Origin of the sequence: Methanoregula sp., assembly GCF_049686655.1 — an archaeon.
Taxonomy (GTDB): Archaea; Halobacteriota; Methanomicrobia; order Methanomicrobiales; family Methanospirillaceae; genus Methanoregula.
Genome location: NZ_JBAVIG010000050.1, coordinates 1 through 8,385 on the forward strand (window position 1 = coordinate 1; position 8,385 = coordinate 8,385).

Below are 8,385 nucleotides of genomic sequence, written 5' to 3' on the forward strand. Positions count from 1 at the left end.
TCATAAGACCGGGGTCCCTTTCTCGAGCATCCAGAAGGCATTCTCCGTGGGGACCATGGGGCGGGATACTATAAGGCACCTTGTTCCCACCCGGTGGTCGATCACTGCCTGCGATACCATTATCGGCGACCGGCTCCTTTCAGAGGTAAAAAAATGCCCGGTTATTGATACCTGGCAGGTGCATGAGTTTTCCAGCCTGCACAACAACTATGCTGTGATCCTGATGCCGACCGGCTGGCAGTACGAGTGGTCGGAAGCCTTTCTCCATGTACTGGGAAATGAGGAACTGGTCTTCTCGGATCACGAGGGAAACCGGAAAAAGACCGAATATTCTTCTCTGGGTGGGTGCTACTACTCCTGCAAGATGGCGGTGCTCGAAGCGCTTGCCCGGGAACAACGGCAGGCAGGGGCGATCATTCTCCGCGAGGCCCTGCACGGGTATGTGCCAATGGGTGTCTTCAATGTAAGGGAAAATGTGCGGAGCGCCATGCAGCAGCCTGCACGGGAGTTTGAGGACATCAGGCTTGCGCTTAACTACCTCTCCGGTAAATTCACCCTCCCCATGGACCGGTTCATAAAGGAAGGTGACCTGCTCAGGACAATGATCCGTCAGCGGCAGTGCACTATCAGTGATTTTTCAGGATTGCGAACTGAATGCCCTGCAGTGTAAATTCGTCACCTCTCCAATCATATGAACTGAAATTATCAGAAAAAATCTGAAATATATATACCCGTCAGTAACTCTCTGCAACATCAATCACTATATATACACACATTTGCAACAGTTGGTAGCTCTCGTAATGAACGCAGGAAAAAAATGTCACACCTATGCCCGGTCTGTGGAACCTCCGAAAATGTATGTTGCGATGATGACCTTGGTGAGGTGGGGATGTTCTTTTCCTGCCGGGTGACCGGTGGTGGATGTGGTTCAACGTTCAGAATAACTTCAGACGGGCACTATCACGATATTTTTTAGCCTGCCCTCTTCAGACCTTTTCAGACTGTGAAGATCCTGCGTACCGGCTTTTACAAACAGCACGAGGTCACTTTCATACTGCCCGCTAAAGTAGTATATCTCCGGAACACCATCACTTAAAAAATGGTTCCGCACGACTCCCGGCAGCGGATGATCCTGCATCTGGATATGGACAGTTTTTATGCATCCGTGGAAGTACATCACCAGCCCGATCTCGCAGGGAAACCTGTCGTAGTCGGTGCAGATCCAAAGCAGGGCAAAGGCCGGGGTGTTGTCTCTACCTGCTCGTACGAAGCACGGGCATTTGGGATCCGGTCGGCAATGCCTGTTTCGCAGGCATTTGTCCTGTGCCCCCATGCGATCTTCCTCCCCCCGGATTTTTCCAGATATACCCGGGCTTCTGCCGGTGTGATGGAGATCCTGGGATCGTACGCGTATCCTCTGGAGCAGGTAAGTATCGATGAGGCGTTCCTCGATATATCCCCTCTTGGGAATTATGATGAGGCACGATCGCTGGCAGGAGAGATCAAGACCGCCGTATACCGGCAGCTCGGCCTATCCTGTTCAATAGGGATCGCCCCGTCAAAACTGGTGGCAAAGATTGCATCGGACTTTAAAAAACCGGATGGGCTGACGGTGGTGGAACCAACAGCAATCCAGGAGTTTCTCGATCCGATGCCGGTGAGAAAGATTCCCGGGATAGGGAAAAAGACCGAAACGGCACTCTTCGAACTGGGAATCAGGACAATCGGCGAGCTTGCACGTTATGATATCCAGGTACTGATAGGAACGTTTGGTCGCGGAGCGGTTCTGCTCAGGCAGGTGTCCATGGGAATCGATGACAGCGAGGTAGTAGCCCGCGACGGCATGAAATCGATATCCCGGGAGACAACTTTCGAGACAGATACAGATTCAACAGACGCCCTGCTCCGTGCAATTGATATCCTTGCAGAAGAAGTCCATGCAGCTCTTGCGGATGAACAGCTCAGGTTCCGGACCCTCACCGTCAAAGTCCGGTTCCATGGATTTGTCACTAAGACAAAAAGTCGCAGTCTTCCCCACTATTCCCGGGACCCGGCTGCACTGCGATCCCATGCACATAACTTGTTCCGTGAGCTGTACGATGGCAGGAAGATCAGGCTTATCGGTATCCGGGTCTCATCCTTTGAAAAATCCGATGTGCGCCAGACAACCCTGCCGTTCTGATCAGAGTCCGGTTGTTTTTTGTGCGTACTTTCGTATCTGGTCCTCCAGATCTTCAATATCCAGAGAAAAAGATTCAACACCTTTTACAAGATCTGCCAACTCCTTGTCCCCGAACTCAATCCGGTAGTCCTCTGCGTCGAGGATTTTTTTGATAATGCAGAGTGCGGTCTGCACATTTCCCTCGCGGAACGGGGGATACGCGCTGAACGAGAAAAGGACAAACGCTGCCTTATGGAACACATCCGCTGACAGGTTTACGTGGAAGACTATCTGGTGGAGCCCGGCCTCTGAGAGGACCCGTGCGTCACCACCCACCTGCGCGATGAGACGTGAATGGATGCCGATGATGTCATCTATGGTCAGATCATCCATGGATACTCAGGTATTGTATCGTGGTACATGCATAGGTTGCGGTAAGTTTGCGCATGAGGGATAAATCCGTGTTGTTTATTCCCCTTTCAATGCAGTTTCCATAGAATTATCCCGGGCAAAGGACAGATACTCATGGGAGCTGATGGTCATACCCAATGTGCTGTTTTTTGTCGTCGTTCTTTACCTTGTGTCAAACATACTCGCATTTGGCGCATTTGCCTTTGACAAGTGGAAGGCACAGAGAACTGCCTGGAGGATAAGCGAAAACGCCCTCCTGGCACTGGCATTCCTCGGACCCTTCGGGGGGTTCTGCGCCATGAGGCTCTACCGGCATAAGATCCACAAAATAAAATTTTACCTTGTCCCGGTGTTCCTTGTCATCCATCTCGCAATAATCGTCTACCTTGCCGGCATGCTTCTGCAGCCCGGAATGAACGGTTCAAACCATGCCTCTTTAATACCGGGTTTCGCCATATTCTCCTGAATGCGGACCAACAGGCATCATTATTTCCTCGACCTTGCCACACGATGCGCCCACCAGGGCACCTGCCTGCGGCGCAATTTCGGGGCCATCATCGTTGACGAATTCAATACGATCGTTTCCACCGGGTATACGGGCGCGCCCCGGAAACAGATGGACTGCACCGAACTGAACCGGTGCTGGAGAAAGGAGCACAACATCCCCTCAGGCTCGAATTACGAACGATGCAGGAGTGTTCATGCGGAGATGAACGCACTCCTCCAGGCCGGGAAGCACTCCCGGGGATGTACGCTCTACCTGGCCGGGTTTGATGTCGAAACTGATGAAATCACCCAGATCTGGCCATGTTTCCTCTGCTCGAAGATGATTGTCAACAGCGGGATCGGCAACGTGATTATGCGGACCGGCAGGGACAGCTATAAAGAGATGGACCCGATGGTGCTGTACCAGATGCGGAGCAGGGAAGCACTGGGTGAGGATAAGAAATAACGGGTATGCGCCGGATTTCACAATTTTCCTCGTATTTTTTCCGAAGGTATTTCCTGACACCTTTGGTATTCTAAAACAAGGACCTGAAAAATCTCAGGGAAGTTTATGGAAATCCACGTACCATGTCGCTTCCCACGGCATGGGTTTTACATCCTGGAGCCGGATACTCAGCAGGCCATTGTCCCTGAGCTGGTTTGCCGCATCAGAGTTGATAGTGATGCTGCTCTTGCCGGAAGCCCTTCCGCCGGGATTTATCGTACCGAGAAAGATGCTGGTACCCGGATAGTCTGTGCCTGCATTATCGGTGATTCGCGGGTAGGCCATAAGTGAAATTCCTTTTTCGCCAGTATTCGTCGCCGTCATATCGACGGTAATGGTTTGCGGGTTCCCTGGTGATGACGTGACACTGATATGATCAACGGTAACCTCGAACAGGTAGCCGTCCTGTTCGAATGTCGCAGTCTGATTCAGCTGCAGGACCGATTTTGGAGCAGTAAGATTGGAGATATAGGATGTGCAGCCGGTGACAAGGAGGAACAGGACGAGGATAATCAGAATAAGATATTTTCTCATATCCTGAAATGTATTTTTCACCATTTAACCATGCTGGATTATACCCTCAGGGAAGGACATGTTTTTATCCCCTGTTTTTTACGTCCCTTCTCTGGCCCGGGAGAAGTTTCTTCTCCCCCTGTTATTCATCTGTCCGCACGTTGGATCTCATTGTAGAGCGACACAAGGGAGAGACTGATGAGGTTCATGGTGGTAGCTGCGTACCAGAGGAATGATTCCACCGGATTGAGTTGCGTGATCCATCCCGTCCAGAGCATGGCGCAGATAATCGAGAAGCTGATCAGGGTATCGATCGCAAGGAAGACCGTGGGTTTACCGACAACCTGCCCGAGTTGTGCAATAGTACAATATTCAAACCATGCCTGCCTGTGAAGGAGATCCAGGAGGGACCTCCCGGTGTTCATGAGAAGGTCTGCTATCGCCCAGGTAACGATCAGCCAGCCCAGGACCGGAACAAACGGGATACCCGGGGAGTTTTCCCGGATTGCCATCAGACCGAAGATGAGTTTGAATATACAAAACGGGATACCTATCGTGAGGCTCAGGAAAACCGGGCGTACGAAGAACCTCCTTATTGGATCGGTTTCCGACAGTTGTATTCCTGCATCCTGCAAAGGTTTTTGTTCAGTCATGGCGGATCGCACATTCTCGTTGTCAATGTATGCAGGCGTTTTTTACCTGAACAATAATTTAGTTTCCCCGGGCTGGCTGTAAAAATAGTCCGGGGCTCACCATCTCCGGAGTACGAGCAGGCCGGCGGAAACGGAAAGAAGCGTGATGCCGGTTTCAAGCGGCGCCTGTCGTGCAGGTGTTGTCGTAGGCTGGGGAGTTGTCGGGATCGGTGATACGGTTTCGGGAGCGGTTGCAGGGACAGTTGTCGGGACCGGTGTCGTCGCCACGGTGACCGGAATTTCCGTGGGTGTAATGATCATCGGGCCCGGTGCAGTTCTTGAATAGAGGGTCTCTTCTATCTGGAGGTTGTCCCCTTCAACTGACCGGGGATTTTCCGCTTTTACCGAAAAAGAACTGAGGGCCGTGTTCAGGGATGTCTGGAACTCAACGATCGCACGGCCGTTTTCATCCGTTGTGACCTGTGCATAATAATTGGTATCGGACATCTGGGCTGTGGATGGTGCGACAGCATCGCGAATCGTGCGTCCTCCCCCGTTATTGTACTTGTAGGACCCGATCGTGTACGGCCCGTTGGGCGGGTCTTTCACCAGATTCTCCGTATTGTCCGCGATAACCGGCGGCTGGTCTCCCGGTGCACCCGTCATCGTGAATGTTCCGGGCAGCCAGATGTAATAGGAGGTGTTGGGCAGGCCGGTGAGGGTAACGGTGAACATGCTGCCCCTCGTCAATGAGTTGCTGACCGGCTGTTCTGCAGATGTTGCCCCTGAGACGGGAACCAGTGCAATCACTATACATACTAGGAACACGAGGGTAAAAGACTGCAAGTACTTTGTTGTCATGGGACACACTCATCCGTTCTGCTGAGTTCGTTAATTTGAGATATACTGTCTATGATTAAAAGGATGCAACATAGCAGGGTTTCCCGGGGATCGGTTCAGTAACCCAGTGCCTCATTGACAAGGACAAGTGTCACCCGCCCGGGAATTTTCTCGCGGGCAAGGATCACACATTTACCAATGCTGCTTGGTGTCCCGTAGGCCCGCTGTGCCCGTGCATTCTCCAGCCGGAACGCGTACTCATAGACCCGCTGCATTGCCAGTTCGAGCGATGGTGCGATCTTGTTGATCCCGACTACCAGTATGAGATGGCCGGCAGCAAACGGCCATGCACCTACCCGGCTCCCGCCGGCATCGCAGGCAACAATCTCTCCCGTCTGTGCGATGGCATTTGCACCGGATACAAACCAGTCGGCAGTTACGGATTTTCTCCTGAGTTCAGCCCGTTTTTTCTCGTCATTTTCTGAAGTGATGACGGAGTGAAGGCTTTTCCAGCCCGACCTTCCGCCGCCAATATACTCTTCAAACCCGATCTCGATCAGGGTGGTTGACGAACCGGTCATCACTTCCGCGCCCGGGGGAATGAGATTTTTTAATACCGCGAGGGCATCATCACCATTGGCTGCCATGACAACGGTAATCCCACGCTCCTCAACGGCCCTGATGGTCAGGTGCACGATATCTGATGACGGCAGGGTATTCCATGTACGGGCATCAACGTCTGCTTCACGGATCAGGTTGACGGCACTGAACGGTGTTGATGTTTTCATGTATTCTCATGAGGGGGTCTATCTCTGGGGGTTTTATATTTTTGCCCGGAGGGGCATGCCCCATAATCCTGTACACCTGAAGGCCAATCCTTTATTACGGGGCAGATGCATCTCCCACATAATGTGTGGAGGGTGCAGTCTATGGACGAGGATCTAGTATTCATGATTGTAAAAATAGGCATTCCCGATAACGTGAATATCATTCTCGGGCAGTCCCATTTCATAAAGACTGTTGAGGACATCAGTGAAGTTGTGACAGGATCTGTGCCCGCTGCAAAGTTCGGCCTCGCCTTTTGTGAAGCATCCGGAGACTGCCTTATCAGGACTGACGGGAATGATAATGAACTCAAAACGATGGCAGCAGATCACGCGGGGCGTATTGGTGCAGGCCATTCGTTCATTCTCGTGCTCAGAGACTGTTATCCCATCAATATCCTGAATGCAATCAAGAACCTCCAGGAAGTCTGCACCATTTACTGTGCAACGGCAAATCCTCTTGAAGTGATCATAGCGGAATCCGGACAGGGGCGGGGGATCATGGGTGTGATAGACGGGGAGAAACCCCGGGGCATTGAAGGCCCGGATGATCTGGCAGGGCGGATTTCGATGCTCAGGAAATTCGGGTACAAGCGGGGATAGTGCCCCGCGCTATCTTCATCTTCAGGTGCCCCCTCTTCTTTTCAGGCGGGTCCATTATTTTCGTAGGACTCCTGTACGTTGCATCTTTTGCGGGCACCGGCCCGGCAATCCGCTCCTTCAGCGGGTGGTTCATCAGTTCCCCATACCCCGGCCAAAGGGAGTGGATTGACGGGACCGGTGGGATCACGCGGTATCGTGCATCTTTCCCCTTACCAGTGAGAAGAATATTCCTACCAGACAGAAGATCGCAAAGACAATAAACCCGATATGCATGCTTGCCATGAACTGCGGGTAATACGCGGGGGTGATCTCGACCGGGCCGATCATTATCGCAAAGACCAGCATCGCGATCCCCATCGATAGCATCTGCCCAAGGAGACGCATCGTTCCGACCATCCCCGATGCTACCCCGTAGTAGCGCTTTTCGACAGCACTCATGATAGCATTCGTATTCGGTGAAGAGAAGAGACCGAACCCCGCCCCGAGGACGATAAGGCAGAGGACGAGATACCACAGAGAGGTTGTTTCCGTGAGGAATATCAGCAGGATCAGGCCTGCCGCAGTAAGTGCCATTCCTGCCGATGCAACTACTGCAGGCTCAATACGATCCGACAGTTTCCCGGCTATCGGGGAAACAATGGCCTGAAAGGCGGGTTGCGCGATCAGGATCAGCCCGGCACTTTCCGGGGTGAAGCCACTCGTGTACTGGAGATAGAGGCTTAACAGGAACGTGACCGCATACGTAGCACTGTAGTTGATCAGCGCAGCAAGGTTGGAGAATGCAAAGATCCGGTTTCCCGTGAACAGTTTTACTTCGAGGACCGGGAATTTGATCTGCCGTTCGTACAGGACAAAGACGATCCCGGCCGCTATCCCGGTAAGAAGGAACGCGTATCCTGCACCTTCAGTAGCAACAGAGAGCCCGTACATGACTGCAACAATGGCTATCCCGTAGATAACCGATCCGGCCAGGTCAAAACGCTCTCCCTGGCACTCGGCCCAGTCCCCTTTCAGTTTCCAGGTGACGAGAAGAATCGCTGCGATCCCGATGGGAACGTTCACAAAGAAGATACTCCTCCAGCCGAAGTACTGGGTCAGGACACCCCCGAGGAATGGACCCATCGAGAGGCCGAAGTATACCGAAGTTATGTAGATGCCGAGCGCTTTTCCCCGCTCTCCGGGAGGGAAGACCGAGCTGAGAATTGCGACCGTGGTCCCGAAAATCATCCCGCTCCCGAGACCCTGGATGACCCTGATTGCGATCATCAGGTTCGTGGAAGGAACCATTGTCATTGCAAATGAAGCGGCTGCAAAAATGCCGATGCCATACAGGAAGATCTTTTTTCTCCCGTAAATATCTGCAATCTTCCCGAACGGGACAAGGAAGAGCGCTGCCGCAAGGAGATATGC

10 protein-coding genes and 1 pseudogene are annotated in these 8,385 nt (G+C 52.4%); 5 read left to right on the forward strand and 6 right to left on the reverse strand.

The window, feature by feature from the left end; all coding sequences use genetic code 11:
- Positions 1–670, forward strand: a pseudogene (locus WBL42_RS06510) (Nre family DNA repair protein); the annotation flags it as partial.
- 429 nt (positions 671–1,099) lie between these two features.
- Positions 1,100–2,182 (forward strand): DNA polymerase IV, encoded by a 1,083-nt coding sequence (gene dinB / locus WBL42_RS06515; protein WP_424720464.1) that lies wholly within the window; start codon positions 1,100–1,102, stop codon positions 2,180–2,182.
- On the opposite strand, the gene WBL42_RS06520 is transcribed toward dinB, so the two are convergent.
- Positions 2,183–2,554, reverse strand: a complete 372-nt coding sequence (locus tag WBL42_RS06520) for a Fic family protein (protein ID WP_424720465.1) — start codon at positions 2,552–2,554, stop codon at positions 2,183–2,185.
- Positions 2,555–2,696: 142 nt separating this feature from the next.
- On the opposite strand from WBL42_RS06520, the gene WBL42_RS06525 reads away from it, so the two are divergent.
- Entirely contained in the window at positions 2,697–3,038 is a 342-nt protein-coding gene (locus tag WBL42_RS06525) for a DUF1294 domain-containing protein (protein WP_424720466.1), read from the forward strand.
- Positions 3,039–3,524: a deoxycytidylate deaminase gene (locus tag WBL42_RS06530; RefSeq protein ID WP_424720467.1), complete on the forward strand. Its 486-nt coding sequence runs from the start codon at positions 3,039–3,041 to the stop codon at positions 3,522–3,524.
- Between the two features lie 93 nt (positions 3,525–3,617).
- Here the strand turns inward: WBL42_RS06530 and WBL42_RS06535 are convergent, their stop codons facing one another.
- The 4 genes from WBL42_RS06535 to WBL42_RS06550 all read right to left on the reverse strand — a co-directional run bounded on the left by WBL42_RS06535 (position 3,618) and on the right by WBL42_RS06550 (position 6,336).
- Entirely contained in the window at positions 3,618–4,097 is a 480-nt protein-coding gene (locus WBL42_RS06535; RefSeq protein WP_424720468.1) for a hypothetical protein, read from the reverse strand.
- Positions 4,098–4,222: 125 nt separating this feature from the next.
- Positions 4,223–4,729, reverse strand: a complete 507-nt coding sequence (locus WBL42_RS06540) for a hypothetical protein (protein ID WP_424720469.1) — start codon at positions 4,727–4,729, stop codon at positions 4,223–4,225.
- Between the two features lie 96 nt (positions 4,730–4,825).
- A complete protein-coding gene (locus WBL42_RS06545) occupies positions 4,826–5,569 on the reverse strand; it encodes a hypothetical protein (RefSeq protein WP_424720470.1) in 744 nt (247 codons plus the stop codon).
- Positions 5,570–5,664: 95 nt separating this feature from the next.
- On the reverse strand, positions 5,665–6,336 hold the full coding sequence (locus WBL42_RS06550; protein WP_424720471.1) for a lactate utilization protein: 672 nt from the start codon (positions 6,334–6,336) through the stop codon (positions 5,665–5,667).
- A 141-nt stretch (positions 6,337–6,477) separates the two neighbouring features.
- Here WBL42_RS06550 and WBL42_RS06555 point away from each other — a divergent pair, with 141 nt between their 5' ends.
- On the forward strand, positions 6,478–6,975 hold the full coding sequence (locus tag WBL42_RS06555) for an adenosine-specific kinase (RefSeq protein WP_424720472.1): 498 nt from the start codon (positions 6,478–6,480) through the stop codon (positions 6,973–6,975).
- A 183-nt stretch (positions 6,976–7,158) separates the two neighbouring features.
- Here the strand turns inward: WBL42_RS06555 and WBL42_RS06560 are convergent.
- On the reverse strand, positions 7,159–8,385 hold a 1,227-nt coding region (locus WBL42_RS06560), incomplete at its 5' end, for an MFS transporter (protein WP_424720473.1).